Source organism: Domibacillus antri (assembly GCF_001936625.1).
GTDB classification, from domain to species: Bacteria; Bacillota; Bacilli; order Bacillales; family Domibacillaceae; genus Domibacillus; species Domibacillus antri.
Genome location: NZ_MSDU01000036.1, coordinates 13,030 through 38,712, shown reverse-complemented (window position 1 = coordinate 38,712; position 25,683 = coordinate 13,030). Strand labels below are relative to the sequence as shown.

The 25,683-nt window shown below is 44.6% G+C and carries 25 protein-coding genes, 6 tRNA genes and 1 riboswitch; of the genes, 25 read left to right on the top strand and 6 right to left on the bottom strand.

Translation table 11 applies throughout. From position 1 onward, the window contains the following. Window positions 1–86 precede the first annotated feature (86 nt). The 11 genes from BTO30_RS13815 to BTO30_RS13765 all read left to right on the top strand — a co-directional run bounded on the left by BTO30_RS13815 (window position 87) and on the right by BTO30_RS13765 (window position 8,715). Window positions 87–162 (top strand) — tRNA-His (locus BTO30_RS13815). Between the two features lie 18 nt (window positions 163–180). Continuing rightward, window positions 181–254: transfer RNA gene (locus BTO30_RS13810), tRNA-Gly, on the top strand. Window positions 255–265: 11 nt separating this feature from the next. Further along, window positions 266–339: transfer RNA gene (locus tag BTO30_RS13805), tRNA-Ile, on the top strand. 5 nt (window positions 340–344) lie between these two features. After that, window positions 345–419, top strand: a tRNA-Asn gene (locus BTO30_RS13800). A gap of 6 nt (window positions 420–425) precedes the next feature. Further along, window positions 426–516 (top strand) — tRNA-Ser (locus tag BTO30_RS13795). A 3-nt stretch (window positions 517–519) separates the two neighbouring features. After that, window positions 520–591 (top strand) — tRNA-Glu (locus BTO30_RS13790). Window positions 592–843: 252 nt separating this feature from the next. Next, entirely contained in the window at window positions 844–2,718 is a 1,875-nt protein-coding gene (glgB, locus tag BTO30_RS13785) for a 1,4-alpha-glucan branching protein GlgB (protein ID WP_075399301.1), read from the top strand. Window position 2,719: 1 nt separating this feature from the next. Continuing rightward, window positions 2,720–3,883: a glucose-1-phosphate adenylyltransferase gene (locus BTO30_RS13780; RefSeq protein ID WP_075399300.1), complete on the top strand. Its 1,164-nt coding sequence runs from the start codon at window positions 2,720–2,722 to the stop codon at window positions 3,881–3,883. Continuing rightward, complete coding sequence (locus BTO30_RS13775) at window positions 3,883–4,896, top strand: GlgC family sugar phosphate nucleotidyltransferase (protein ID WP_075399299.1); 1,014 nt, start codon at window positions 3,883–3,885, stop codon at window positions 4,894–4,896. Before BTO30_RS13780 ends, BTO30_RS13775 begins: the two co-directional genes overlap by 1 nt. Then, window positions 4,893–6,344 (top strand): glycogen synthase GlgA, encoded by a 1,452-nt coding sequence (gene glgA / locus BTO30_RS13770; protein WP_075399298.1) that lies wholly within the window; start codon window positions 4,893–4,895, stop codon window positions 6,342–6,344. Before BTO30_RS13775 ends, glgA begins: the two co-directional genes overlap by 4 nt. Continuing rightward, a complete protein-coding gene (locus BTO30_RS13765; RefSeq protein WP_075399297.1) occupies window positions 6,334–8,715 on the top strand; it encodes a glycogen/starch/alpha-glucan phosphorylase in 2,382 nt (793 codons plus the stop codon). Before glgA ends, BTO30_RS13765 begins: the two co-directional genes overlap by 11 nt. A gap of 23 nt (window positions 8,716–8,738) precedes the next feature. On the opposite strand, the gene BTO30_RS13760 is transcribed toward BTO30_RS13765, so the two are convergent. Together BTO30_RS13760 and BTO30_RS13755 are read right to left on the bottom strand one after the other, a co-directional pair. After that, on the bottom strand, window positions 8,739–9,251 hold the full coding sequence (locus BTO30_RS13760; protein WP_075399296.1) for a TraR/DksA C4-type zinc finger protein: 513 nt from the start codon (window positions 9,249–9,251) through the stop codon (window positions 8,739–8,741). A gap of 75 nt (window positions 9,252–9,326) precedes the next feature. Beyond that, window positions 9,327–10,238, bottom strand: a complete 912-nt coding sequence (locus BTO30_RS13755) for a 1,4-dihydroxy-2-naphthoate polyprenyltransferase (RefSeq protein WP_075399295.1) — start codon at window positions 10,236–10,238, stop codon at window positions 9,327–9,329. A 345-nt stretch (window positions 10,239–10,583) separates the two neighbouring features. Between BTO30_RS13755 and BTO30_RS13750 the strand changes: the two genes are divergently transcribed. The 7 genes from BTO30_RS13750 to BTO30_RS13720 all read left to right on the top strand — a co-directional run bounded on the left by BTO30_RS13750 (window position 10,584) and on the right by BTO30_RS13720 (window position 18,543). Continuing rightward, on the top strand, window positions 10,584–11,972 hold the full coding sequence (locus BTO30_RS13750; RefSeq protein ID WP_075399303.1) for an isochorismate synthase: 1,389 nt from the start codon (window positions 10,584–10,586) through the stop codon (window positions 11,970–11,972). Continuing rightward, window positions 11,965–13,677 carry a 2-succinyl-5-enolpyruvyl-6-hydroxy-3-cyclohexene-1-carboxylic-acid synthase gene (menD, locus tag BTO30_RS13745; protein WP_075399294.1) on the top strand — a complete coding sequence of 571 codons (1,713 nt, stop codon included), beginning with the start codon at window positions 11,965–11,967 and terminating at the stop codon, window positions 13,675–13,677. Before BTO30_RS13750 ends, menD begins: the two co-directional genes overlap by 8 nt. Next, entirely contained in the window at window positions 13,674–14,498 is an 825-nt protein-coding gene (gene menH, locus BTO30_RS13740) for a 2-succinyl-6-hydroxy-2,4-cyclohexadiene-1-carboxylate synthase (protein ID WP_075399293.1), read from the top strand. Before menD ends, menH begins: the two co-directional genes overlap by 4 nt. Next, entirely contained in the window at window positions 14,488–15,306 is an 819-nt protein-coding gene (gene menB / locus BTO30_RS13735; protein ID WP_075399292.1) for a 1,4-dihydroxy-2-naphthoyl-CoA synthase, read from the top strand. Before menH ends, menB begins: the two co-directional genes overlap by 11 nt. 53 nt (window positions 15,307–15,359) lie before the next feature. Next, complete coding sequence (locus tag BTO30_RS13730) at window positions 15,360–16,805, top strand: o-succinylbenzoate--CoA ligase (RefSeq protein ID WP_075399291.1); 1,446 nt, start codon at window positions 15,360–15,362, stop codon at window positions 16,803–16,805. Then, the gene (gene menC, locus BTO30_RS13725; protein WP_083632433.1) at window positions 16,795–17,895 is read left to right on the top strand and encodes an o-succinylbenzoate synthase; all 1,101 of its coding nucleotides are present in this window, start codon (window positions 16,795–16,797) and stop codon (window positions 17,893–17,895) included. Before BTO30_RS13730 ends, menC begins: the two co-directional genes overlap by 11 nt. Window positions 17,896–17,973: 78 nt before the next feature. Then, entirely contained in the window at window positions 17,974–18,543 is a 570-nt protein-coding gene (locus BTO30_RS13720; protein WP_075399289.1) for a LemA family protein, read from the top strand. Here BTO30_RS13720 and yidD read toward each other — a convergent pair. Next, the gene (yidD, locus tag BTO30_RS13715; protein WP_075399288.1) at window positions 18,498–18,740 is read right to left on the bottom strand and encodes a membrane protein insertion efficiency factor YidD; all 243 of its coding nucleotides are present in this window, start codon (window positions 18,738–18,740) and stop codon (window positions 18,498–18,500) included. The two genes, BTO30_RS13720 and yidD, sit on opposite strands and share 46 nt — an antisense overlap. Continuing rightward, window positions 18,737–18,883: a YtzI protein gene (gene ytzI, locus BTO30_RS13710; RefSeq protein WP_075399287.1), complete on the bottom strand. Its 147-nt coding sequence runs from the start codon at window positions 18,881–18,883 to the stop codon at window positions 18,737–18,739. The genes yidD and ytzI overlap by 4 nt, the downstream gene beginning before the upstream one ends. 109 nt (window positions 18,884–18,992) lie before the next feature. On the opposite strand from ytzI, the gene BTO30_RS13705 reads away from it, so the two are divergent. Both BTO30_RS13705 and BTO30_RS13700 read left to right on the top strand, forming a co-directional pair. Continuing rightward, window positions 18,993–19,433 carry a Dps family protein gene (locus tag BTO30_RS13705; RefSeq protein WP_075399286.1) on the top strand — a complete coding sequence of 147 codons (441 nt, stop codon included), beginning with the start codon at window positions 18,993–18,995 and terminating at the stop codon, window positions 19,431–19,433. A gap of 455 nt (window positions 19,434–19,888) precedes the next feature. Continuing rightward, window positions 19,889–20,077, top strand: coding sequence for a hypothetical protein (locus BTO30_RS13700; RefSeq protein ID WP_075399285.1), 189 nt, complete (start codon window positions 19,889–19,891; stop codon window positions 20,075–20,077). 38 nt (window positions 20,078–20,115) lie between these two features. Here the strand turns inward: BTO30_RS13700 and BTO30_RS13695 are convergent, their stop codons facing one another. Continuing rightward, window positions 20,116–20,358: a DUF6154 family protein gene (locus BTO30_RS13695; RefSeq protein ID WP_075399284.1), complete on the bottom strand. Its 243-nt coding sequence runs from the start codon at window positions 20,356–20,358 to the stop codon at window positions 20,116–20,118. A gap of 124 nt (window positions 20,359–20,482) precedes the next feature. On the opposite strand from BTO30_RS13695, the gene BTO30_RS13690 reads away from it, so the two are divergent. From BTO30_RS13690 to BTO30_RS13675, 4 genes are read left to right on the top strand one after another with little or no spacing between them, the layout of a single operon-like run. Next, window positions 20,483–20,791 carry a hydrolase gene (locus BTO30_RS13690; RefSeq protein ID WP_083632432.1) on the top strand — a complete coding sequence of 103 codons (309 nt, stop codon included), beginning with the start codon at window positions 20,483–20,485 and terminating at the stop codon, window positions 20,789–20,791. 33 nt (window positions 20,792–20,824) lie between these two features. Next, window positions 20,825–21,298, top strand: a complete 474-nt coding sequence (gene ytkD, locus BTO30_RS13685) for an RNA deprotection pyrophosphohydrolase (RefSeq protein WP_075399282.1) — start codon at window positions 20,825–20,827, stop codon at window positions 21,296–21,298. Continuing rightward, window positions 21,295–22,047, top strand: coding sequence for an alpha/beta hydrolase family protein (locus BTO30_RS13680; protein ID WP_075399281.1), 753 nt, complete (start codon window positions 21,295–21,297; stop codon window positions 22,045–22,047). Before ytkD ends, BTO30_RS13680 begins: the two co-directional genes overlap by 4 nt. A 3-nt stretch (window positions 22,048–22,050) precedes the next feature. Then, window positions 22,051–22,293: a DUF2584 domain-containing protein gene (locus BTO30_RS13675; protein WP_075399280.1), complete on the top strand. Its 243-nt coding sequence runs from the start codon at window positions 22,051–22,053 to the stop codon at window positions 22,291–22,293. A gap of 98 nt (window positions 22,294–22,391) precedes the next feature. Here BTO30_RS13675 and pckA read toward each other — a convergent pair whose 3' ends face one another. Beyond that, window positions 22,392–23,978 carry a phosphoenolpyruvate carboxykinase (ATP) gene (pckA, locus tag BTO30_RS13670; protein ID WP_075399279.1) on the bottom strand — a complete coding sequence of 529 codons (1,587 nt, stop codon included), beginning with the start codon at window positions 23,976–23,978 and terminating at the stop codon, window positions 22,392–22,394. Window positions 23,979–24,255: 277 nt separating this feature from the next. Next, window positions 24,256–24,364: riboswitch (SAM riboswitch) on the top strand. Window positions 24,365–24,484: 120 nt separating this feature from the next. On the opposite strand from pckA, the gene metK reads away from it, so the two are divergent. Further along, complete coding sequence (metK, locus tag BTO30_RS13665; protein ID WP_075399278.1) at window positions 24,485–25,681, top strand: methionine adenosyltransferase; 1,197 nt, start codon at window positions 24,485–24,487, stop codon at window positions 25,679–25,681. Window positions 25,682–25,683: the final 2 nt, after the last annotated feature.

The window sequence follows — 25,683 nt, the reverse complement described above, 5'->3', positions numbered from 1 at the left end:
GCACACTCGCTCAGGTGGTAGAGCAAAGGACGGAAAATCCTTGGGTCGGCTGATCGAAGCCGTCCGGCGCCACCATTTATATTATGGCGGCTATGGCGAAGTGGTTAACGCATCGGATTGTGGCTCCGACACTCGTGGGTTCGATTCCCATTAGTCGCCCCATCTGATTTCATCAAATTTGCGGGTGTAGTTTAATGGTAAAACCTCAGCCTTCCAAGCTGATGTCGTGGGTTCGATTCCCATCACCCGCTCCATTTGAAAAAGCGGGCCTGTAGCTCAGCTGGTTAGAGCGCACGCCTGATAAGCGTGAGGTCGATGGTTCGAGTCCATTCAGGCCCATTCATTCCGCAGTAGCTCAGTGGTAGAGCAATCGGCTGTTAACCGATCGGTCGCAAGTTCGAGTCTTGCCTGCGGAGCCACATATTGGGGAAGTACTCAAGAGGCTGAAGAGGCGCCCCTGCTAAGGGTGTAGGTCGGGTAACCGGCGCGAGGGTTCAAATCCCTCCTTCTCCGCCAGTTGGCCCCTTGGTCAAGCGGTTAAGACACCGCCCTTTCACGGCGGTAACACGGGTTCGAATCCCGTAGGGGTCATTGATTTTCTAAAAACGCTTTAAGGAATTATTACTAATTTCCTTGAAGCGTTTTTTGTTGTGGTAAAATATATCCTCAATGTCGTTATGTTAACGTGAATAAGGGAATATATTAATAAATATTTAATAAAGCATAGGCAGGAAAAACCATCTTTTACACAGAATACTTAGAACAATTAGACAAATACGGAATTATCCGAATTTCCCTCTTTTTTCCACTTCATCAAGAATACATATGCAAAGGATGTGAACTATGTCATCAAACTCATTTTATCCAAGCGATTTCGATCTTCATTTATTTCATGAAGGAAATTTATTCAAAGCTTACAACTTATTCGGCGCTCATGTTCGAAATGAAAAAACATTTTTTACTTTATGGGCGCCAAATGCAAAAAATGTGCGGGTGATTGGTGACTTTAATGATTGGATGGGACGAGGGACAGAAATGAAGAGGGTAACGAGTGAAGGGATATGGTTTTTAGAGATCCCGAAAAACCTGGAAGGCTCTCTTTATAAGTATGAAATTCTTTCTGAAAGCGGCAGAGTGATTCATAAAACGGATCCGTTTGCTTTTATGACAGAATTGCGTCCGCGGACAGCTGGTGTTGTTTATACACTAGACGGCTATAAGTGGCGTGATGAAAAATGGCACAGTGACCGCCATCCTTCTCAAATATATGAAGAGCCGATGTCTATTTATGAACTGCATTTAGGTACATGGAAGAAAAAAGGGGAAGGAGAAAATGATCTTTACACGTATCGCGAGCTTTCAAAAATGGTTATCCCTCATATAAAGGAGCAAGGTTTTACTCATATTGAGGTGATGCCATTGACCGAGCATCCATTCGACCGTTCCTGGGGATATCAAAGTACCGGTTATTTCGCAGCAACGCGCAGATATGGGCTGCCGGAAGACTTTATGTATTTCGTTGATGAATGTCACCGTCAAGGTATTGGCGTTATTATGGACTGGGTACCGGGTCATTTTTGCAAAGATGCACATGGACTGCATCATTTTGATGGTGGATTCAGCTATGAGTACGAAAATAGCTGGGATCGTGAAAATTATGTGTGGGGAACAGCAAATTTTGATTTAAGTAAAACGGAAGTACACAGCTTTTTAATATCAAATGCGCTGTTTTGGATGGATTATTACCATATAGATGGTTTCCGGGTAGACGCGGTGTCGAATATTTTTTACTGGCCAAACCGCGACGGACTTGAAGCGAACCCTCATGGTGTATCCTTTTTAAAAAAATTAAATAAAGCGGTTTTTGCCTTTAAACCGGAAGCGTTAATGATTGCTGAAGATTCAAGTGACTGGCCTCAGGTAACAGCACCGGTTCATCAAGGAGGCATCGGATTTAATTATAAGTGGAATATGGGATGGATGAATGACGTTCTGGATTATATGGAGACACACTGGAACGAACGATCGGGGAAGCACCACCAGATGACATTCTCTCTCATGTATGCTTATTCAGAAAATTATATTTTACCATTTTCACACGACGAAGTGGTTCATGGGAAAAAGTCGCTGCTTGATAAAATGCCGGGTGATTACTGGCAAAAATTTGCTCAGTTAAGACTTTTACTTATGTTTATGATAGCGCATCCGGGTAAAAAATTATTATTTATGGGGACAGAGCTGGCACCGTTTTCAGAGTGGAAGGACCTTGAAGAGGTGGACTGGCATTTAATGGATTATGATATGCATCGCTGCTTTAATGATTATTTTAAGCAGTTAATGCATGTATATAAAAATGTGCGGCCGCTTTATGAATTGGATCATAATCCGGATGGTTTTCAATGGATTGATGTGCATAATCATGACCAAAGTATTTTTTCGTTCTCACGAAAAGATAAAAAAGGGAATACGGTTGTGATCGTTTGTAATTTTGGTGATTATGGGTACGGAAACTATAAAGTGGGCGTGCCTGAGACAGGTATTTACGAAGAGCTTTTGAACAGCGATGACGCTGCTTACGGCGGCTCAAATCGTGTAAACAAAACAAAGATTGTAACAGTCGAGAAGGAATTTCATGGACAGCCGGCTTATGTTGATATAAATGTACCACCGTTTGGCGCAGTGTATTTGCGTCATGTGGATGATAAAGGGAGGAACTAACATGGCAAAACAAAAATGTGTTGCAATGCTGCTTGCTGGGGGAAAAGGGAGCCGTTTGAAAGAATTGACGGAAAATCTTGCAAAACCAGCTGTGCCATTTGGCGGAAAGTACCGGATTATTGATTTCCCGCTTTCCAATTGTGCAAACTCTGGTATTCATACGGTCGGGGTTCTGACACAATATCAGCCGCTCGTTTTAAACTCTTATATCGGTATCGGCAGCGCCTGGGATCTGGACCGCAGAAATGGCGGCGTTACGGTACTGCCTCCTTACAGTGAATCCTCAGAAGTTAAGTGGTATTCCGGTACCGCCAGTGCAATATATCAAAATTTGAACTACATTAAACAATATGATCCCGAGTATGTACTTATTTTGTCAGGAGATCACATTTATAAAATGAACTATGATACGATGCTTGATTATCATATCGAAAAACAGGCAGATGCCACAATCTCAGTTATTGAAGTTCCCTGGGATGAAGCAAGCCGATTCGGTATTATGAATACAGATGAGGCATATAACGTGACACGCTTCGACGAAAAACCGGAAAAACCAGAAAGCAACCTTGCTTCAATGGGGATCTATATCTTTAAATGGTCTGTGCTGCGCAGCTATTTGGAGATGGATGAAAGAAATCCGGATTCATCGAATGACTTCGGAAAAGACGTTATTCCGGCGATGCTGAAAGATGAATTGAAATTGGTGGCGTATCCGTTCGAGGGATATTGGAAAGACGTAGGGACGGTAAAAAGCTTATGGGAAGCAAATATGGATTTACTCGATCAAGAACAGGATTTAAATATGTTTGATCACTCTTGGCGCATCTATTCAGTTAATCCGAATCAGCCGCCTCAAATTATCGGGATGGAGGCAGTTGTCAAGCATTCACTTGTGAACGAAGGATGCGTCATAGACGGGGAAATTGAACATTCCGTTATGTTTCAAGGGGTAGAAGTAGAACAAAATGCTATTGTAAAGGATTCCGTTGTTATGCCGAATGCGCGTATTGGACGAGGCTCTTTCGTTGAAAGGGCGATTGTCATGAGTGATCTGGAAGTACCGGAAAACACGGTAATCCGCAATGCTTCAGATGATATTTTACTGATTACGCAAGCTTTCTTAGCTGAATATACACAAGAACGGACAAAAATGGAGGAAGCATAATGAAAAAATCAATGCTTGGCGTAATTGACGCTACGATGCCCCAAGGGGAAATGGGTGCTCTTGCCGCCCATCGTTCTCCGGCAGCCATTCCATTTGCCGGGCGGTATCGACTTGTAGATTTTGTGTTATCCAATATGGTCAATTCAGGTATTCAAAGTGTCGCCATTTTCCCGCGCTCTCCGTATCGTTCGTTAATGGATCATCTTGGTTCAGGGAAAGACTGGGATTTGAACCGGAAGCGCGACGGATTATTTTTCTTTCCAGCCCCGGCCAAAGAAGGACAATTAAGCCGTCTTGCAGAACATAGTGACTATTTTGAACGGAGCGAACAAAATTATGTGCTCGTTTCGAACTGTACATCTGTTGCCAATATGGATTTTGTTCCGGCACTTGAGCGCTTTATCAGTCAGAAATGTGACTTGCTTGAAATTACGCATAAAGGCCAATCTGTATGCATGTACATTTTGTCTCTTTCTTTACTGATGGACCTGATTAAAAGCCGGCATGAAACAGGTTATCAATCTGTGCAGGATGCGGTTGAAAATCAGCAATCTCCCTATACCATTTGCCATTATGAATATAACGGATTTTTACAGCGGATCAAATCGATTCATGATTATTATGACACAAGCATGAAAATGCTTGAAAAAGAAAAATGGAGTCAGCTTTTTAATGAATTCCAGCCTATTTTTACAAAAGTCAAAGACGAACCGCCAACAAAATACTCGAATGATTCATATGTGACAAATTCAATGATTGCAAACGGGTGCAGCATTGAGGGCGAAGTTAATCACAGCATTATTTTCAGGGCTGTATACGTTGGAAAAGGATCATCTATTCAAAACAGTATTATCATGCAAAAAAGTAAAATTGGTGATAATTGCATCCTTGAACATGTCATTCTTGATAAAGATGTGATTGTAGAAGACGGAGCTGTATTAAGAGGTACGGCGGAAGAACCGCTCGTTGTGAAAAAAGGATCAGTTGTAGAAAGTACGGTGGCTAGCTCATGAAAGTAATGTTTGCCGTATCAGAATGTGTACCATTTGTGAAATCGGGAGGGCTTGCCGATGTGGCAGGTGCCCTCCCAAAAGAGTTGGCAAAACTCGGTGTCGATGTCCGGGTGATGATGCCAAATTACAGCATGATTCCGGATCAGTACCGGAATGAAATGAAAAAAGTCGCTGAGTTCACTGTGCAGGTTGGCTGGCGCAAGCAATATTGCGGGATTTTTGAGCTTGTACAGGACGGGATAACGTATTATTTTATCGATAATTTATATTATTTTAGACGTGATGGCTTATATGGTCATTATGATGATGGAGAGCGTTTTTCGTATTTAACGCGAGCGGTACTTGATTCGCTTTATCATATTGATTTTTATCCGGATATTCTGCACTGTCATGATTGGCATGCAGCGATGATTCCGTTTATGCTCAAAGTTGAGCATCAGCATCGTCCGGGTTATGAAAAAATTAAAACTGTTTTTACGATTCATAACTTAATGTTCCAGGGGATTTTCCCGCCAGAGGCTGTGACGGATTTGCTGAATCTGCATAGCCATCATTATCAATCAGGTCAGCTTGAATTTAACGGCAATACGAATTTTATGAAGGGGGCGCTTATTGCATCTGATGCGATTACGACAGTAAGTCCGACTTATCGGAATGAGATATTAAATCCTTATTTTGGTGAACGGCTTGAAGGTGTTTTAAAAGAACGGCAGGAAGATTTAACTGGCATCTTAAATGGAGTGGATTATTCCATCTATAATCCGGAAACGAACGAAGCGGTTGTGCCGTATCATACAGGCGATATGGCCGGTAAAGCAGAAAATAAACGCCGTTTGCAGGAATTTTTTCATTTACCGGTCCGGGATGATGTACCGGTTATTGGCTTAGTATCCCGTTTAACAAAACAAAAAGGGCTGGATCTTGTAACGCATGTATTTCATGAAATGATGGAAGATGATATCCAGTTTGTTTTGCTTGGAAGCGGTGACGCTGAATTTGAACATTTTTTTAGAGAAATGGAATGGACATATAAAGAAAAAGTACGCTCTTATATCGGATTTAATGAAAAATTAGCCCATCAGGTGTATGCCGGTGCCGACTTGTTTTTAATGCCTTCCCAGTTCGAACCGTGCGGACTTGGCCAATTGATTGCCATGAAATATGGCGCTCTTCCGATTGTACGTGAAACGGGAGGCTTAAATGATACCGTCCGTTCCTATAACGAGGAGACAGGCAGGGGTAATGGATTTTCATTCAGCAGCTTTAATGCGCATGATATGTTGAATACCTTCCGCCGTGCCGTTTATTTTTACAGGCACAAGCCTGATATATGGGCGAAAATTGTCGAAGAAGCGATGAAAGAAGATTACAGCTGGTCACAGTCTGCACAGGATTATTTGCGCTTGTACGAAGATGTATCCACTAGGAGGGAAAGTCATGTTTTCTGATCAAAAATCGTTTCAGGAGTCGTTTAAAAAGCGCCTTGAGCAGTCGTACAGTATCAGCTTTGGCGATTCAACCCGTGCCCAGCAATTTGTAACGTTGAGCCAGATGGTCCGTGAACACATCAGCAGTGAATGGATTGAAACAAACGAACGATATCGCCAAGGTAAAAAGCAGACGTATTACTTATCCATTGAGTTTTTACTCGGCCGTTTGCTTGGACAAAACTTAATCAATCTTGGACTGTATGAAACGCTGGAAACATGGCTTGAAGATATTGGAATCCCATTGGATGAGCTTGAAGACATTGAACCGGATGCCGGTCTTGGAAATGGCGGTCTCGGCCGCCTTGCCGCCTGTTTCCTTGATTCTCTCGCATCGCTCGGACTGCCGGGGCATGGGTGCGGTATCCGCTATAAACATGGCTTGTTTGAACAGAAAATGGTGGATGGCTTCCAGATGGAGCTTCCGGAAAACTGGCTTCGCTACGGATACGTTTGGGAAGTGCGCAAGTCTGACCTTGCTGTTGAAGTGCCATTTTGGGGAAGTGTGGATGTAGTTGAACGAGAAGAAGGCGTGAAGTTTCGTCATGTTGACGCGGAATATGTTAGAGCCGTTCCCTATGATATGCCGGTTGTCGGTTATGGCGGGGAAACAGTCAATACACTTCGCCTATGGAGCGCAGAGACTTCAAGTTTTTCGCCAAATCAAGACGTGTTAAAGTATAAAAAAGACACAGAAGCGATTTCAGAATTTTTATATCCCGATGATTCCAATGATGACGGAAAAACTCTGCGTTTAAAACAGCAGTATTTTCTAGTGGCTGCCAGCATCCGCTCGATCATCCGCCATCATTTAAGCATGGGGGGGGAGCTGCGCCTCTTGCATGAGCGGGCCGCCATCCACATTAACGATACACATCCGGTGCTGGCAATTCCCGAATTAATGAGGGTGCTGATGGATGATTACCAGTTATCATGGGATGAGGCATGGCATGTGACGGAAAATACATTTGCTTATACGAATCATACAACATTGTCGGAAGCCCTTGAGCGGTGGCCGATCCGAATTTTCAGACCGCTTCTGCCCCGTATTTTTATGATCGTTGAAGAAATTAACGAGCGTTTCTGCCGAAGTTTATGGGAAGAATATCCGGGTGATTGGGACCGCATTGAAAAAATGGCGATTGTCGCAAATGACGAGGTGCGGATGGCGCATCTTGCTATTGCCGGCAGTCATAGTGTAAACGGAGTGGCCCGGCTTCATACAGAAATTTTGAAAAATCGTGAAATGAATGAATTTTACCAATTCCAGCCGGCGAAGTTTAACAATAAAACGAATGGCATTACACATCGGCGCTGGCTGTTAAAAGCAAATCCGCAATTGACGTCTCTCTTAACAGAAACGATTGGCGATGCGTTTAAAACAGATGCGGGTGAGCTGTCAAAACTGGCGCCTTTTGCCGATGATTCCGTATTCCTTGGAAAATTGTGGGATGTGAAGCTGAAACGAAAAGAAATTTTAGCGAAGCGCATTTTTGAACAAAATGGGATTAAAGTGGATCCGGCATCGATTTTTGACGTGCAGGTAAAACGGCTTCATGCCTACAAACGTCAATTGCTGAATGTACTGCATATTTTGGCGTTGTACAACAAAGTGAAAAATGAGCCATCGTTCAATATGCATCCGCGTACATTTATTTTTGGGGCTAAAGCATCACCGGGTTATTTCTACGCAAAGCGCATTATTAAATTGATTCACTCTGTGGTAGATCTTGTGAATAATGATCCGGAAACAAAAGGGCTGATCACGGTCGTCTTTATGGAAAACTACCGCGTGTCGCTTGCCGAAGATATTATTCCGGCAGCTGATATCAGCGAGCAAATTTCCACAGCAAGTAAAGAAGCGTCAGGTACCGGCAACATGAAGTTTATGATGAACGGTGCTGTGACGATGGGAACGCTTGACGGTGCAAACGTGGAAATTTTAGAACAGACAGGTCCGGATGATATTTTCATTTTTGGTTTAAAAGCGGAAGAAGTGATGGCGTATGACCGGGACGGAGGCTACCGTTCGATGGACTACTATCATCACGACCCGCTCATCCGCCGAACGCTCAATCAATTAGTCGATGGAACGCTGGATGATAAAAACTTGTTTGGGGTTATATATGACTCGCTGCTGGCAGAAAACGATCAATATTTTGTATTGAAAGATTTTGAAGCCTATCGTTCCGCACAAGAAGAAGCGGGTCGGATTTATGCACAAAATCCGGAGCGCTGGCGTCAAATGATGGTGAAAAATATCAGCGGCTCCGGCATTTTCTCAAGCGACCGGACCATCAAAGAATACGCAAACGAAATTTGGAAGATATAATAAATATGCCGGCCGACGCCGGCTTATTTATCATCGTCGTTATCATCCGTATACAGATCATTATAGCTGTCATGATCTTCTGCAAAATCTGATGGAGTTTCGGACGTTCCGTAAACGGCTGCGTCCCGGAAACTGTCGATGCCGTCATCCGGGTGCGGAATACGTTCTTCCATCACTCGGTCGTCTGCCGGTGTTCGTTCTGGTGTATGCTCAACGGTATATAATGTTGTCGGAACCGCCTGCAGCCGTTCAAAAGGAATCTCTTCACCGCTTTTTTTGCAAATGCCGTATGTTCCATCTTTCATAGCTTCTAGTGCGGCGTCAATTTTATCGAGCTCCTCCCGGCTATGCTCATCGATCGCCGCATCTCGTTCACGTTCGTACAATTCAGTTCCCATATCGGCCGGATGGTTGTCGTACAATGATAATTCGCCTTCATTAACAAATTCTTCATCATGTTCTATCCGCCCCGTCAATAGTTCTTTTTGGCGAAGCAGCTCATTTTTCAATTCTGTTAATTGATCGTTTGTTAACATGCATTCTCATCCTTTCGTTATGGTATAGGTATAACCGTTTTTGTCCATAAAAAAACCCGCTCCAATGATGAGCGGTCAAAAAATGTAGCTGAGGCATAATCCGATCGATAACAGAAAACCGTATAGTGTATTAGTCTGGGCCGTTGATTTCATCGCGGGCATCATGTCCAGAGGATTGTTTTTTCCTTTAAATCCGCTTACGGCTTTCAGCGCTTTTGGAATACTCAAATACGTTAAAAACAGCCAGAGTGAACCGTAAACACCAAATACGAGAATGATCCCCCATAAATACGCCACGATAAACATAGAAGCAAGTAGACGTACAGCATGGTCATGTCCAATTAAAATCGCAATGGTTTTCCGTCCGGCTTCTTGGTCACCGACACGGTCGCGGATATTATTGGACAGCATAATCGCTCCGATTAAGATAATGATCGGAATCGAAAACAAAATGGCGCCGCTTGAAACAAAACCGGTTTGAATGTAAAACGAGATGTAAATAATCATACCGCCCATAAAGAAACCGGAAGCTAGTTCACCGAATGGCGTATAAGCGATCGGAAGCGGGCCGCCTGTATAAAAGTAGCCGACTGCCATACAAATGATGCCGATCAACGCAATCCACCACGTTGTTATTGAACAAATATATAGTCCTAGCAGCAAAGCGATTCCGAAAAAGGTAAAAGCCATATTCAGTACGGTCTTTGGCTTGACGCCATTTCGTACGATCGCGCCGCCGATACCGATCGATTCTTCCGTATCCAGCCCGCGTTTGTAATCAAAGTACTCATTGAACATATTGGTTGCTGCCTGAATGAGCAGAGACGCAATCATCATCGCTAAAAATAAAAATACATGTAAATCAGTATGCTCAAGTGCAAGCGCTGTCCCGAGAAAAACAGGAACAAACGCGGCTGTCAATGTGTGAGGCCGCATAAGCTGCCACCATATTTGAAAGCCTGTATCCGCTGAAGGGGTTTGGTTCATTATAAAGTCTCTCCCAATCGGTCATTGTGAACAATTAAACAAATGTCCTTTATCAAGTGTAGAAAACGGAATCAAAAGTGTCAATCTTTTTTCACAATTTAACCCATTCTTTAGCGTTTTCCGAAAAGTCGAACATTGCGATTCATAAATGAAAATCATTGTTAAGTGGTATATAATGATAGTTAATAATAAAGATCAATAGTTAGAGTACTCCGTATTTTTGTGACCTGCATCACAGGACGAAGGAAAGATGAATGAGAAACGTTGACACCCTCTTGAAAAGAGGTGTATCTTTAAAGAAGTTTGACCTTTTGAGGTCGGCACAATGGAGGGATTTCATTGGCTATGATAAAAGGGCATCCTCTGAAAGGAGCCTTTATTGATTTTATACACGAAATAAACGGATCAACATTGTTCAGTTATGTTGAGAAGGTGGATGCTCTGGATCCGGTTCGCTTTTATGAAAAAGGGATAAAATGGTATAAAGGTGAACGCTTTTATTTTAAAGATCGCGAAGGCGAAATGACCTTGGCCGGCCTTGGCAGCGTCTATACGATTCAAAGCGGGAAAACGAACCGTTTCGCTGATGTAGAAGCAAATTGGGATGCATTGACGAAACGGGCAGCCGTTCATAATCCATATGACGTGTACGGCACGGGTCCGGTTGCTTTCGGCGGTTTTTCATTTGATCCGGAGCAGCAGGCAGGAGAAGAGTGGTCCCGCTTCGCCCCGTCTTTTTTTTATGTACCGGAAATAATGCTGACTGTATACGAGGGTGAAACATTTGTAACGGTCAATGTATTGTGTGACGGGACGAATTCTTTAGCGCTGTTTGAACGGATTGAAGAGCGAAAACGGTGGATTTTTGATCAGAATGACAAGGCGATGAACGAGAAAGCAGTGCTTGTAGAACTTCGCAGCGGCGATACCGATGCATGGAAGAACTCGATTCAGTCAGCCATTCAATCTATTAAATCGGATGAGGAACTAAAAAAAATAGTGCTTGCACGTAAAATAACAGCGGTGTTTGATGAGGCAATTGTACCGGATCATGTGCTGCGCCGTCTAGATGAAGAGCAGCCGGACAGCTTTATATTTTCGATTGAAGCAATGGACAGCTGTTTCCTCGGCGCCTCGCCGGAACGTCTCGTGAAAAAGCAAAGCCGGACATTAATGACGACTTGTCTTGCAGGATCAACGGCGCGCGGTGCGACGGAGGAAGAAGATCGAAAATTGGCAGATGCTTTGTTAAACGACGATAAAAATCGAATTGAACACGATTATGTCGTGCAGATGATTCGCCGTGAAATGCAATCCATGTGTGTAAGTGTGACGGTACCGGAAGAACCGATCATTATGAAAGTGCGCGATATTCAACATTTGTATACACCGGTAACCGGTCTTGCAGACGAATTTGATTCTATTTTGCGTTTTGTTGAACGGCTTCATCCAACACCTGCTCTAGGCGGTTTGCCTGCTCAAAAAGCATTGAATGTCATTCGTGAACTTGAACCGATGGACCGCGGCTTTTATGCTGCACCGGTCGGATGGATGGATTATCGAAAAAATGGAGAGTTTGCAGTAGCTATCCGATCCGGACTTATTGTGCAAAATGAAGCATTTTTATATGCCGGATGCGGTGTTGTACCGGATTCAAATCCGGACACGGAATTGGAAGAAACAACGATGAAACTTCGGCCGATGCTGCGGGCGATTGGAGGCGGCAATGAGTAATCATCAGGAAAATTTGACATACTATAATGCGCATTTCATTGATAGTCTTGTACGGTCGGGTGTGGAGCATGCGGTGATCAGCCCGGGTTCCCGTTCAACACCTATGGCGCTGCTAATGGAAGAGCATCCTCATTTAACAACATACATTCAAGTAGACGAGCGGTCTGCCGGTTTTTTTGCTTTAGGATTGGCAAAATCTTCCCGTAAACCGGTCGCGCTTCTTTGCACGTCCGGCACGGCAGCGGCGAATTATATGCCGTCTGTTGCCGAAGCTGCGATTTCGCGTGTGCCGCTGATTGTGCTGACGTCAGATCGTCCGCCTGAATTGCGTGATGTCGGTGCGCCGCAGACAATTGATCAAATCCATTTATATGGACATACAGCGAAATGGTTTTCTGAAATGGCCATCCCGGAATCTTCTGATAGGGCACTTAAATACGCAAGAACACAAGGCGCACGCGCTGTATTTGAAGCGACAGCAGCGCCGAAAGGACCGGTTCATTTGAACTTTCCATTCAGGGAGCCGCTTGTGCCGGATTATGACGGTATTTTTGACCGGCTGCATATTCCCGCACCGGTCCGGTTATTAGCTGGAAAAAAAGTGCCGGACAGCGGGCAAATGGACGATGTTGCTCAAGAGATAAAGGGTAAAAAAGGGGTCATTGTTGCGGGTGAAATCGTCAATATGGAGGTACTGCCGGCAATTCTTTCGCTTTCCGAAAAAATCGGATGGCCGGTTATTGCCGACCCGCTGTCACAGCTGCGTTCACATGCGGAGGTCATTGACAGCTACGATGCGTTCTTGCGGGATGATGACATAAAAGATACGTTAAAACCAGAAGCGATGATCCGTTTTGGTGCACTGCCGGTTTCAAAATCATTGATGCTTTATATGAAACGCCACAGTGATGTTCCGCATCTTATTATTGATGAGGAAGGCGGATGGCGTGATCCGTCACATGCTGCGACACATATGGTGGTCGTCAATGAAGCGCTTTTTTGTGAAGAAATGATAGACAGGCTGCCGAAACAGTCATCCGAATGGACCGAGCTATGGCAAAGTGTGAATAAGGCATCGCGAAATGTGATGAAAACGGCTGATGGGCTGGACGAAGGCGCACTGTTCAGACGCTTTTTGCAAAGTGTTCCAGATGAGGCATCTGTCTTTACTGGAAACAGCATGCCGATCCGTGATCTTGATTCCTTTTTGTTTGCGGGTGAACAGCGTGTAAGACTGCATGGAAACCGGGGCGCAAATGGGATTGACGGACTTGTATCAACAGCGCTTGGTATTGCGGCAAGCGGAGAAAACGTCTTTGCCGTCATGGGGGATTTGTCCTTTTTCCATGATGTTAATGGTCTGCTTGGGGCGAAAATGAACGGACTGTCGATGACGGTACTTGTTATGAATAATGATGGCGGCGGTATTTTTTCTTATTTGCCGCAGTCGGGAGAAGAAAAGCATTTTGAACGGCTGTTTGGCACACCGGCAGGACTGAAATTTGAACATGCGGCGGCTTTATACGGATGTCACTATGTCCGCATTGAGAGCGGTGATCAGCTGGAAAGGGAATTAAGTGAAACCCGTGAAGGTGTCACGATTTTAGAGGCGTTTACCGATAGAACAGCAAATACGTCCATACACCGGGCATTATGGAAGCAGGCAATCGAAAAAGCAAAAGAAGTACTGGAGGACCGGATATGACCAACCGGCCTTATAATAAAGACCTCTCTTTTTATCGAGTCGACAAGACGGGTGAGGGAGAACCGGTATTGTTTTTACACGGTTTTACCGGCTCAGGAGATACGTGGCGCCATATTGCGCCGCTTATTCCTTGTGAAGCGGTCATGCCTGATCTCGCCGGACACGGGAGGACGATAGCTGAATGCTTTGATCTTGAATCAGAAGCAGAAGCAATGAAAACGATTATGAACAATATGGGATTTGCTGCCTTCCATGTTGTTGGCTATTCAATGGGCGGCCGGCTGGCACTCGCGCTGGCTGTAACGTATCCTGAAACGGTGCGTTCGCTCGTTCTTGAAAGCGCTTCGCCTGGTCTTGCCACAGAAGAAGAACGTGCAGATCGCCGCAAATCCGATGAACAGCTTGCCTGTAAAATTGAAAAGGAAGGGATCGAAGCGTTCGTTGACTTTTGGGAAAACATCCCGATGTTTGAAACGCAAAAATCGCTGCCTGCTTCTGTCCGTGAATCGATGAGGAGCGAACGGTTAAACCAGTCGGCATCGGGGCTTGCTTCGTCACTTCGGGCAATGGGAACAGGCGCACAGAAATCGTATTGGAACAGGCTTCACGAGCTGAAGATGCCGGTTCTGCTGCTGACGGGTACACGTGATCAAAAGTTTACACATATCGCCAGACGGATGAAAGAACGCATTCCGCATTGTCAATGGATAGAATTTGATGACACCGGCCATGCAATTCATGTGGAGCAGCATAAAAAATTTGGTACAATAATAAAGACGTTTTTGTTTGAAAACAAAGGAGGCAATTCAAATGGCTTTTAATTGGGTGAAAGAACGTGAATATGAAGATATCATTTATGAAACGTATAATGGTATTGCGAAAGTAACGATTAACCGTCCGGAAGTACATAATGCATTTCGTCCGAAAACGGTCATGGAAATGATTGATGCATTTGCCTATGCACGCGATGACTCAAAAATTGGTGTCATTATCCTTGCGGGTGCAGGCGGCAAAGCGTTTTGCTCAGGCGGCGATCAAAAAGTGCGCGGACACGGCGGCTACGTCGGCGATGATGAAATACCGCGTCTAAATGTGCTTGACCTGCAGCGGCTGATCCGTGTGATTCCAAAACCGGTCATTGCCATGGTTGCAGGGTATGCAATCGGCGGCGGCCACGTCCTTCATGTTGTATGCGACTTGACGATTGCAGCAGACAATGCTGTATTCGGCCAAACCGGTCCGAAAGTCGGCTCATTCGATGCCGGTTATGGTTCAGGTTATCTTGCCCGCATCGTCGGCCATAAAAAAGCACGCGAAATCTGGTTCCTTTGCCGTCAGTATAACGCCCAGGAAGCACTTGACATGGGTCTTGTGAATACGGTTGTGCCGCTTGAAAAGCTGGAAGAAGAAACGGTGAAGTGGGCGGAAGAAATGCTTGAAAAGAGCCCGACTGCCCTTCGTTTTATTAAAGCAGCCATGAATGCGGACACTGACGGCCTTGCCGGTCTTCAGCAATTCGCGGGTGACGCGACACTGCTTTATTACACAACAGATGAAGCGAAAGAAGGACGCGATTCATTTAAAGAAAAACGCGACCCGGACTTCGGTCAGTTCCCAAGATTTCCGTAAACAAATGCAGAAAGGGTGTCCAATTAACCGGGCACCCTTTTTCCATTGAAAGGATGAATGAGATGAACATGCCCAATTGGTTAAAACAGCGCGCATTTTTAACACCTGATCGGACAGCACTCGTTTTTGAAAAAAGATCATGGACATTTGCACAGCTGTACAGAAATACATTGAAAGCAGCATCAGCACTCAGCGCATCCGGTATTCAAAAAGGTGACTTTTGCGGGGTGCTCGCATCCAATAAGCCGGAGACGATTTTCACTATTTATGCGCTTCAGCAAATAGGCGCTATCGCTCTTATGCTGAACAGCCGGCTCACGGCGGAAGAAATAGAATGGCAGCTGCTGGATGCCGGCGCTTCCCATATCCTATTCGATCCTTTTCATGAAAGAAAAGCAGCAGCCATTTCCGGCATTCGGTCCATTTCAATAGCAGATTTTCCCGATGGTAAGCCGTTTACACCACGTGAGACGTTTGTACTTGATGAACCATGTTCAATCATGTATACATCCGGTACAACCGGACGTCCGAAAGGGGTTATTCAAACATACGGAAACCATTATACAAGCGCAGAGGGCTCAGCATTAAATCTTGGACTTCATACTGACGATACGTGGCTTTGTGCAGTACCGTTATTCCATATTTCCGGCTATTCGATCGTTATGAAAAGTGTGATTTACGGAATGGAAGTGTGTCTTTTTGAAAAATTTGATGCAAAACGGATCAATGAATCACTTGAAAATGGGGATGTCACCATCATTTCAGTTGTGACTGCCATGCTTTCCGACATGTTAAAAGAACTCACCGGCAATTACAGCCCGCGTTTTCGTTGCATGCTGCTGGGGGGAGGACCAGCTCCTTTGCCGCTTCTGGAACAATGCCGGCAAAAAGACATTCCCGTTTACCAGACGTATGGCATGACGGAAACATCATCCCAAATCGTTACACTTGCTCCGGAGTATGCGTTGACAAAACTTGGATCTGCCGGAAAGCCTCTTTTCCCGTGCGCGGTCAAAATTGATGGGGAAGAAGAAGGGGAAATTTTAGTAAGCGGTCCGAATGTAACGCAAGGTTATTTAAATCGGCCGGAAGCAAATGAACAATCATTCCAAAACGGCTGGTTTCATACAGGCGATATCGGCCGTCTTGATTCGGAAGGCTTTCTATACGTTCTTGACCGCCGTTCTGATTTAATCATTTCAGGCGGGGAAAACATTTATCCGGCGGAAATCGAATCTGTGCTTACAAGCTTCGAAGCGGTACTGGAAGCAGGTGTTACCGGTGTACCGGACGAAAAATGGGGAAGTGTGCCGGCTGCCTTTTATGTAGCTGACAGACCATTGTCGTCAGAGGAGCTCGCTGCTTTTTGTTCTGAAAAACTGGCACGCTACAAAGTGCCGGCTTATTTTATTCAAGTGGATAAGCTTCCGCGCAATGCATCGAATAAACTTTTGCGAAGAGAGCTGGCCGCGAAGTGGAGGGATGAATATGCGCATTAAAAAATGGACAATGCGTCTTATTGAAATGCCGCTCAAGCAGCCCTTTTTTACGCATCTTGAAACCGTCTCTATGCGGCAGGCAGTTATCATTGAAGCGGAAGATGAACAAGGGGGGGTTGGATGGGGGGAAGCATCCGCTTTTTCAACACCATGGTATACCGAAGAAACGGTGCTCACGGAATGGCACATCATCAAAGATGTGCTGTTTCCGCTGTTGCATGGCAAAACAATCGATCATCCATCAGACGTTCAATCATTGTTTGCTTCGGTCCGGGGCAATCGGATGGCGAAAGCGGGTATCGAATCTGCTCTCTGGGATTTATACGCAAAACAGCAAAATAAACCGCTTTACCGGCTTCTTGGCGGTATGCGCACATCCATCCCAGCCGGTGCTGTCGCAGCAGGAAAAACGACGGCGGATATGATTACCCGGATGGCAGCACTTATGGAATCCGGGTACGAACGCATTAAATTTAAAATGGAACCCAAAAAAGACCGTTACCTGTTGAAAGAGATCCGCCGTCTCTTTCCGGATGTACCGCTCCTCGCTGATGCCAACTCTGCTTATTCACTGCAGGATATCGATCATTTAAAAAGCCTTGATGAGTATAACTTACTGATGATTGAGCAGCCGTTTCATGCAGAAGATTTATGGGAGCATTCAAAACTGCAAAAAGAAATCAAAACACCTGTCTGCCTCGATGAAAGCATCCGGTCTGCCCATGATGCGAAATGCGCACTGGAAATGGACGCCTGCCGGGTCATAAATGTGAAATTCAGCAGGGTGGGCGGACTGACAGAGGCAATAAAAATTCATGATCAATGTGTGTCGAATGGAGCTGGGTTATGGACGGGCGGCATGATTGAGTTCGGTATTTCTCGTGCGCATACTATAGCGCTCGCCTCTTTGCCCGGTTTTACGATTCCTGGCGATATTGTTTCGTCTGATCATTATTGGGAAGAGGACGTGATTGAAACGGGTATTATCGTTGAAAACGGGCGGATCCAATTGTCAGAACAGCCGGGTATTGGCTATGAAATAAATCGAAAGCGGCTGGATACGATGACAATTGACACATATTTTGTCTGAATTTTAGTTTTATAGAAACTTTTTTAGAGGAAAAGAAGTAGAAATAATGGAAACAAAAAATAGAAGGAGGGTGGTGTATTGGAAAACGGATTATGGATCATATTCACCGGAGCCGGTCTCACTCTTCTTCTATTTGTGTGGACTTATAGAAGACTTATTGGTCTGCAGAAAAAAACGGAAGCGTTATTTCGAGATGTGGATCGTTTTATGGAGGCCCGCGTTAATTTATATGCAAAATGGGCAGAAACAGTGGCTGCATATGATTTAAATGAACAGGGAATCCTGGCAGAGATGATGATCATTCGAGATCGATTTCCGGAGATGACGGCAGAGGAAAAGCTCAGACTTTGCGGCAAACTGGATCTATTTTATGAAAGGATGACCGCTTCCGCCGCCAAATGCCCTCCGCTTCGGACGAGCCCGATGTATATTCAGCTTCATGCGCGTGTCGATGACATGATGGAGGAAATGCCGGATGCGTGCAGCCATTATAATGCACATGCAGGACAGCTGAACGAAGCGATCAGCCGTTTTCCGGCGAATATGACCGCTGTCTTGTTCGGGTTTGAGAAAAAAGAATTGTTCATCCGTCCGAAAAAAAATCAGAAGCTGTCTGATTTTTTTTTCGGCCATTTGTCCGGCACGTAATCCACACCGCCGGGATGAAACGGATGGCATTTGCAGATGCGGATGATGGTCAATAGACCGCCTTTCCATGCGCCATGTTTTTGAACTGCTTCGTATCCATAATGTGAGCATGTCGGATAAAAGCGGCATGTCGGCGGTTTAAGGGGTGAAATGCCTTTTTGGTAAAAGCGGATCAGCAAAAGAAACATTTTTTTCATGGTTTATCACGTGTTCCCTCCGGCTTTTCCTCGGCAGGCGGATCAATGGTATGTTTATAACTGTATCCTTTATTAATTGTCAGCACTGATAAAACGAGTACGATAAGAACGATAATAATGGAAATAATGATGATCGTCAGCAAAAAAATCCCTCCTTTGTTCAATAGTTTATCATGATTTTGTTTACTTTTGCACAAATCGGGTATTAATATAGTAATGAGCCAAACTACATAATTTGGAGGGATTTTTTTTATGTCAAAGAAATTAATCAACAGCGTAAACAAACAAGTTGCAAACTGGACGGTTTTATACACGAAGCTTCACAATTACCACTGGTATGTGAAAGGTCCTCAGTTCTTTACTCTGCATGCGAAATTTGAAGAGCTGTACACGGAAGCAAGCGTTCATATTGATGAATTGGCGGAGCGTCTTCTTGCACTTGATGGAAAACCGATTGCAACACTTCAGGAATCACTAGAAAAAGCAAGTGTCAATGAAGCGGAAGGAAAAGAATCCGCTGAAGAAATGGTTAAATCCATCATTGACGATTTTACAACGCTAACAGGCGAGTTAAAAGAAGCGATGGATTTAGCGGCTGAAGTAGGGGATGAAACGACAGGGGACATGCTCCTTGCCATTCATCAAAGCCTTGAAAAACATGTCTGGATGCTTAAATCATTTCTTGGAAAATAATATGGAATCGAGCCATGAACAGGCTCGATTTTTTTATCGTGTCTCGAGAGAAGACTCCCACTTCAAGGAATGAGAAGGGCATTAGCCCAATGAGTAAGCGGGAGATGAATAGCAGCAGGTGTTAGTCTAAGTTTTGTGATACAATATTCTTGAACGATTCTAGCGTGGTGCTAGTTGCGTAAATAGAACCTGTTTGTTGTCTATCGTTCGCCTATAACTTTCGAAGGTCGCAAAGAATAACCATTTTCCTTTTGTGTGCGAAAATCAAGCATATACACGAAGATAAGATAGAAAGACCATACGAATTTCGTATCAATCGTAGGGACTACGAGGGTAGCCCGCTAAAAAACTGAAGAATACTTAGGTGTCCGCAGAAATCTCCACTTCTAAACGAAGTGAAAGTGGGGGTAGTTCAAGGTTCTCTGGTATGATGAATCGAAAAAGGGGGGGCGGCGATGGAACTATCTTCAATTATGGAAGGGCAGGTTGCCGATCTGCGCCGGACGTTAAATGTAAACTTGCTTAAAAGCCAGATGGCCACACAAACGGCTGCTGTTACAGCAATGATTCAGCAGATGCCTGCACCGGCCGTGCAGGAAGCGCCGCATCCTTATAAGGGAACAGTTGTAGACGTATCGGTTTAACGTAAAAAAGACGGCGTATCCCGTCTTTTTTTTATGTATTAATGAAAATGATTATTTTTTCTTACTGGTAGTTGATCCTGATTAAATTTTTCTTTCAGTCCTTCATACAAATAAACGCGGAACAGCCAGGCAAGCTCTTCTTCCGACATATCCTGAATGACCGTTAAAATATCCGCTTTAGACATTTCACCGAGCACCGTCAGCGTAATCATGTCAAGGTCATCCTCTGTACCTTGCAGCCTCCCCCGGTACAATTCGAACAATTCATCCACGAATTTCATCATTGTCCCTCCTTCGCCAAAGAATATATATATAGTTATACATGAAAGCGTTCTCATATTCCAACTTTTTTATTTGAATGGAAAAAAAAGTTTCGGGCATCTTAATCGAAAAGGGGTGATGAAATTGGAAAAACAGCCGTATTATATACAAATCGCCAATGGAGAGATACAATCAAAACCGGACGTATCGCCATGGAATTTCCGTATTTTTGCCAATGAGAAGGAAATTCATGACTTGCGGGAAATGTTCAATGCGATGAACGGAGCGGATTCCGGTACGTTCTGGCGGGCACATCTTCCATCCATTCCGTATCATCTGGATGCAGATAATGATCAATACGACCGGCGGATGATGGCGGTGTATGATAAGGTATATGAGCTGGGTGATGACGAAGCGCGCTCACATATAAAAAAGATGCGGAATGAAGTATAATAGAGAGACATGAAGTGGAGATGAGGGGTATGGATGCATACGTTTATAGATAAAAATGGATTTAATGTGCAATTATCACTCGAACCCGGTGCTTTTCATGACTCACCTACGCATGTGTTTATTATTTGCCGCTGTGAAGAAGGCTGGTTATTGACGAAACATCGCACGAGGGGTCTTGAATTTCCGGGCGGAAAAATGGAAGAAGATGAAACGCTGGAGGAAGCGGCTCGGCGTGAAATATGGGAAGAAACCGGCGCTTTTGTCGATCATTTACATTTTATTGGCGAGTATTGTGTGCAAGATCCGGAAAAACCGTTTTTAAAAGCGGTTTTTTTCGCGCGTGTAACGGATATAGAAAAGAAAGGCGATTATTTGGAAACGGATGGCCCTTATATTGAAAAAAACAATATTTTACGAGCGCGTTTTCAAGACTCCTATTCATTTTTAATGAAAGATGATGTAATTGCCTGCTCGTTTGAAAAGTTGAAGAGGAGCGGTTTAATATGATTGAATGTACGCCGTATCCATCTCCGAACCCGAATGTGCGTCTCTTTTCTGTTGTGTATGAATCGGCCGGCCTGCGTGTAAAAGGATTTCTAGCTGAGCCGGCAGATGACGGGCTGTATGAAGGGTTTTTATATTTGCGCGGAGGCATTAAAGGTGTCGGAATGGTAAGGCCTGCCCGGATTGCTGAATTTGCGGCAGAAGGGTTTATCGTCTTTGCTCCGTTTTACAGAGGCAACCGCGGGGGAGAAGGAAATGAAGATTTTGCAGGAGAAGACCGGGAAGACGCGTTTTCCGCCTTTGATTTGCTGAGGGATTATCCGCGTGTAAAAAACAACCGCGTTCACGTATTCGGGTTTTCACGGGGAGGGGTCATGGCCCTTTTAACGGCGATTCATAAACCGGCTGCTTCATTAGTGACGTGGGGGGGTGTGTCAGATATGGTGCTTACGTATGAGGAGAGGAAAGATATGAGACGTATGATGAAACGGGTGATTGGCGGCAGCCCTTCGAAAGTCCCGGAACAGTATAAATGGCGCACACCTCTTGAAGATGTTCATAAAATTACTTCACCTGTTTTGATTATTCATGGCCGGCTTGATGATAATGTATCCGCTGAACATGCTTACCGGCTCGAAAAAAAATTACCAAAAGCAGACACGATGTATTTTGATGAATACGACCATTACATACCTCCAGATGTCAACCGGCAAATTGTCCGGAAAGTGGCAGTCTGGATGAAAGGGGAATGAATAATGGGTATGCCGTTGGAATTAAATACGATGATTGTGACAAAAGGAAATGAAATGAGGAAAGAGGACAATCGGTTTGTGTTGAAAAAGAAGGGATACAGACTGTACCCAATCTCTATTCCTATTGCTGTTCATAAAACGAAAGACAGTGAGCAGAGCGGCACTGCGCTCATTACAAAAGTGGAATGGACAAACAATTCGACCACGATTACTTACACTCTTGTATCGTTAAAATCAACGAATTGACGATTCCTGTGCATGTGCAAAAACTTAGCTTGAGAAGAACAGAAAAGAGGTTCCGTAAATCACAGACTCATGATTTACAGAACCTCTCTTTTTGCTGTTTACAGTTTTGGTCCGCCAAGTTCTTCAATTTCAGAAGGAACACCGGCGAATTTTTTGAAATTCTCGCGGAATTTAGCAGAAAGCTGTTTTGCTTTTTCCATAAATGCCTCTTCGTCTGCCCATGCTTTGCGCGGAATTAAGACGTCATCTGGCACACCTGGCACGTGAACAGGAATATCGAGTCCGAATACTTTCGTTGTGTACGTTTCCACATTGTTCAGTTCACCTTCAAGCGCTGCCTGAATCATGGCACGCGTGTATGAAAGCTTCATACGATGGCCTGTTCCGTATTCGCCGCCAGTCCAGCCTGTGTTCACAAGGAAGACCTGCGCGTTATGCTCATCGATCTTTTTGCCGAGCATTTCCGCGTACACTGTTGCCGGAAGAGGAAGGAACGGCGAGCCGAAGCACGTTGAGAACGTAGCCTGAGGACTTGTAATTCCGCGTTCTGTTCCGGCAAGTTTTGATGTGTAGCCGCTCAAGAAATGGTACATCGCCTGCTCTTTTGACAGCTTGCTGATTGGAGGCAGGACACCGAATGCATCAGCCGTTAAGAAAATAATGGTATTTGGGTGACCGGCGACACTTGGATCAACAATGTTGTCAATCGCTTGCAGCGGGTAAGCGGCACGCGTATTTTCAGTTAACACATTGTCATCGTAATCCGGAAGGCGCGTGTCATGATCGAGAATAACATTTTCGAGTACAGAGCCGAAGCGGATCGCATCGAAAATTTGCGGTTCTTTTTCACGAGTCAGTCCGATTGTTTTTGCGTAGCAGCCGCCTTCAATATTGAATACACCGTTTGCGGACCAGCCATGCTCATCATCACCGATTAAGCGTCGGTTTGGATCGGCAGAAAGCGTTGTCTTTCCTGTTCCGGAAAGACCGAAAAATAAAGCGACATCGCCTTCGTAGCCGACATTGGCGGAGCAGTGCATGGACAACACGTTATTTTCAGGAAGCAGGTAGTTCATCACAGAGAAAATCGATTTCTTCATTTCACCGGCATATTCTGTACCGCCGATTAAAACGACACGCTGTTCGAATGATACAATAATGAATGTTTCAGAGTTTGTGCCGTCCACTAACGGATCCGCTTTGAAGGTTGGTGCTGATAAAACAGTGAAGCCGGCTTCATGAGCGCGCAATTCTTCTTTTGTCGGACGGATGAAAAGCTGGTGGACGAATAAGTTGTGCCATGCGTATTCATTAATGACCTGAATAGGCAGACGGTGATTTTGATCCGCGCCGGCAAATCCTTTGAAAACGAATAGTTCGTCTTTTTCTTTTAAATGACGGACAACTTTTTCGTACAAGCTATTGAACTTTTCTACGGAGATCGGCTGGTTCACGCTTCCCCAGTCGATTTTATCTTTTACGGACGCTTCTTGAACAGTGAATTTGTCTTTCGGGGAGCGGCCCGTATATTTGCCTGTTTCGGCGCGAACCGCACCGGAGGCGGTTAAAATGCCTTCGCCGCGCTTAAGCACCTTTTCAACAAGCACAGGTACGGAAGGCTGAAGAATAATATTTGAGCCTTTCAGCAGCTCGACGATTTCGCTGGAAACAGTTAAAGAGTTCATATTTGTACGACCATCCTTTATCTAAATTTTATATGTGTTTGATTAACTTGAAATTAGTATAACACATTAAAATGAATAGTCTATACTATTCAAAAAAACTTTTTTTCCTTGAATTCGCTTTCTCTGGATAATGAGGTTTAATAAGTATACTATATTAATGGAAAAAAAGGGTGATAATTCGCATAAAAGATAACATAATTTTACCGCCTTCTATTTCTCAGAAAAAATCGGTTGACATGATGCGCGATATTTCGTAACATTGACACTTGAACGGATACTCTTATCCTGAGCCGGTGGAGGGACAGGCCCTGTGAAACCCAGCAACCTGCCGCGAGCAGCGGAAAAGGTGCTAAACCTGAGCAAGGATCAGCCTTGGACGATAAGAGTGAAAGGCCCGAGTAAAAACAACCTTTCCTCTCTCTATGCCGGGAGAGTTTTTTTATTTTTCGGATCATCGGGGGAAAATGAGTACCGTACACATACTGATTTAAAGGAGGAATTTTTTCATGACAAAACAGCGCCGTCTGTTTACATCGGAATCCGTAACGGAAGGACATCCAGATAAAATCTGTGACCAGATTTCCGATGCGATTCTTGATGCCATTCTTGACAAAGATCCAAATGCCCGCGTAGCTGCGGAAACATCTGTTACAACAGGGCTTGTACTTGTTGCGGGTGAAATTACGACTTCATCTTATGTAGATATTCCAAAAATCGTTCGTGAAACGGTAAAAGAAATTGGATATGTCCGCGCGAAATACGGGTTTGACTCTGAAACGGCAGGTGTATTGACGTCGATTGATGAGCAGTCTCCTGATATCGCTGCCGGGGTTAACGTTGCACTTGAAGCGCGTGAAGGGCAGATGACAGATAAAGAGATCGATGAAATCGGTGCCGGTGACCAGGGCTTAATGTTCGGGTTTGCGTGCAACGAAACAGATGAATTAATGCCGCTTCCGATTTCACTTGCTCATAAACTTGCACGCCGTCTGACGCAAGTGCGCAAAGAGGAAGTGCTTGATTATCTTCGTCCAGACGGAAAAACGCAAGTAACAGTTGAATACAATGAAAACGGTCAGCCGGTTCGCGTTGATACAATTGTTATTTCAACTCAGCACCATCCGGAAATTACACTTGAACAAATTCAAAAAGAAATTCGTGAGCACGTTATTAATGAAGTCGTTCCGGCTGAATTGATTGATTCTGAAACGAAATTCTTCATTAACCCGACTGGCCGATTCGTTATTGGCGGACCACAAGGGGATGCTGGCTTAACGGGCCGTAAAATTATCGTCGATACATACGGCGGCTACGCCCGTCACGGCGGCGGCGCATTCTCAGGTAAAGATCCGACAAAAGTGGACCGTTCTGCCGCTTATGCAGCGCGCTATGTAGCGAAAAACATCGTCGCTGCAGGTCTTGCAGATAAATGTGAAGTACAGCTTGCATACGCAATCGGAGTCGCACAGCCGGTATCCATCGCGGTCGATACATTTGGAACAGGTACAGTATCAGAAGAAGTCCTTGTTGATGTGATTCGCAACAACTTCGACCTTCGTCCAGCGGGCATTATTAAAATGCTTGACCTGCGCCGTCCTATTTACCGCCAGACAGCGGCATACGGACACTTCGGACGTACAGACGTGGATCTTCCATGGGAGCGTACGGATAAAGCGGAAGTATTAAAAGCAGCAGCGAAATAAGA